The organism is Streptomyces sp. E11-3, from assembly GCF_046540415.1.
In the GTDB taxonomy this organism is placed as follows: domain Bacteria; phylum Actinomycetota; class Actinomycetes; order Streptomycetales; family Streptomycetaceae; genus Streptomyces.
The window spans coordinates 1-2183 of record NZ_JAZGRL010000120.1 but is presented as its reverse complement, the minus strand read 5'-3'; the positions used below and the strand labels follow the sequence as shown (position 1 = coordinate 2183).

Below are 2183 nucleotides of genomic sequence, written 5' to 3'. Positions count from 1 at the left end.
TGGGGGGTGCGGGGGGTTTTGGGCAGGGGAAGGCCTTCTGTGCTCCTGACGTCGCTTCCGCGCCCCGCGCATCGTGTGGTTCCTCCTAGCTACCTGGGATTTTGCATCACGGTGATCCGGTGGCGGAAGAGGGGGCCGATTCCAGTGAGGTATCGACGGCATGCGCATCGCGGGGGAGGGGCGGATGGGCCTCCGGAGCCTGGATTCGTTGTCAGGTCGTGACCGGAGGTGTGCAACCTTTTCGTTGATCCCCGATCGTTACCCAAAAGCACGGGAAAATTGCTGGTCGGGGCGGGTGCATGGGCTTTTTCTTGTCTCGCGGCGCGCCTGGGGGCGCGCCCTTGAACAAGGAAGAGTGGAAACGTGAAGGCATCTGTGTCGCGGGTTGTCATGACCGCATCTGTGGTGGCTGCGTTGGGGTTCACCGCCGCGTGCGGTGGTAGTGACAGTGGCAGCGATGACGGGGGCAAGCCCTCGGCCGAGAAGACGACCGAGGCGGCGAAGCCGAAGCCGGAGCCCGTGGCGAAGACGCTGACCGCGGCTCAGCTGGAGAAGGCCGCCGTCGCCAAGGGTGACGTGAAGGGCTTCGGCAAGGTCTCCAAGATGCCGAAGGACGAGATGCCCTCGGACTTCATCGCCACGTCGCCCGAGGCATGCCAGCCGATCGCGGACATGTTCTTCTTCACCACGCGGCCCGAGGCCAAGGCGCGGATCGGGCGCACGCTGCTCCCCGACAACGAGCTGAACGCGACGGTCACCTCCCTCGCGCTGATGGCGCACAAGCAGGCCGACGCCGAGAAGGCCATCGGCGATCTGCGCACGGCGTCCGAGAAGTGCACCAAGTACGAGCACACCGACTACCAGTACTCCAAGGTCAAGGCGCTCCCGGACCCCAAGCTGGGGGACGAGTCGGTCTCGTACCAGATGGAGGGTGACATCGAGGGCGACACGATCCCGATGTCCTTCACCGTGGTACGCAGTGGCTCGACCCTGGTCGGCTTCTACTCGATGAACCTCCTCGACACCAAGAGCCTCAAGGTGCCGGACGCGATCATCAAGACGCAGCTCGCCAAGCTGGAGAAGGTCGCGGGCTGAACCGACGCCGAGAGGCGCCCGCGGACTTGACCGCGCCGCTGCGAGGGAGTGTTCGGCGACCTCGCGGCGGCGCGTTTCGTTGCATGGGGCGCCGGTGTGTTCCGTGGCCGATCCGTTGCGAGGCCGTGACCCGTGGGCGTACAACCTTTTTGGTGAGCTTGATCGTTACCTTGCACCGCTGGTCAAGTGCGGTGGCTGGGGCCTTGGATGGGGTTCTGCGCATGAGGAGTGCGCCAAGAACCTTGAGGGTGAGAAGCGTTGAAGTCAACTGTGTCCCGCGCCGTGGTGGCCGTATCCGTCGTTGCCGCTCTGGGGTTCACCGCCGCGTGCGGTGGCAGTGACAGTGGCAGTGGCGACGAGGGCAAGGACAAGCCCTCGGCGGAGAAGACGACCGAGGCAGCGAAGCCCGAGGGTGGGGCCAAGGCGCTGACCGCCGCGCAGTTGAAGGCGGCGATCATCGCTCAGGATGACGTCACGGGCTACAAGGTGGAGGAACTGCCCGAGGCCGAGTGGCCCACGAAGTCCATCCCGGCCAGCGCCGACGCATGCCAGCCGATCGCCGACATGGTCATGTTCTCCACGCAGACCAAGGCGAAGTCGCGGATCGGCCGGACCGTCGCCGAGAAGAAGCTCGCCTCCATCACGTCCGTCGCGCTGCTCGCGCATGAGCAGGCCGACGCGGAGAAGGACCTCGACGCGCTGCGCACCGCGGTGGAGAAGTGCGAGAAGTTCGACCACGAGGACAGCTCCTACACCGGCGTGAAGGCCCAGCCGGACCCGAAGCTGGGGGACGAGTCCGTCGCGTACCACCTCATCGGGGACATCGAGGGTGAGGAGACGGTCATGTCGTTCACCGTCGTTCGCAGCGGCTCGACGCTCGTGCCCTTCTACACCATGAACGTCGTGGCGACCGGGAAGACCGAGACGCCCGCGGCGATCATCGACGCGCAGCTCGCCAAGCTGGAGAAGGCCGCGGGCTGACCCGAGACAGCCTGAGACAGAGCGAAGGGCCCCGCGGATCTTGTCCGCGGGGCCCTTCGCTGTGCACCGACGTCAGGGCAGCGTCGGTGCTGCGAAGCGGCGCTGGG

Annotated in this window: 2 protein-coding genes; both read left to right on the top strand. The window is 66.1% G+C overall.

Annotated features, from left to right (window positions below; genetic code table 11):
• Positions 1 to 363: 363 nt before the first annotated feature.
• Positions 364 to 1095, top strand: coding sequence for a hypothetical protein (locus tag U9R90_RS35700; RefSeq protein WP_411061616.1), 732 nt, complete (start codon positions 364 to 366; stop codon positions 1093 to 1095).
• 258 nt (positions 1096 to 1353) lie between these two features.
• Entirely contained in the window at positions 1354 to 2076 is a 723-nt protein-coding gene (locus tag U9R90_RS35695; protein ID WP_411061615.1) for a hypothetical protein, read from the top strand.
• The last annotated feature ends 107 nt before the right edge of the window (positions 2077 to 2183 follow it).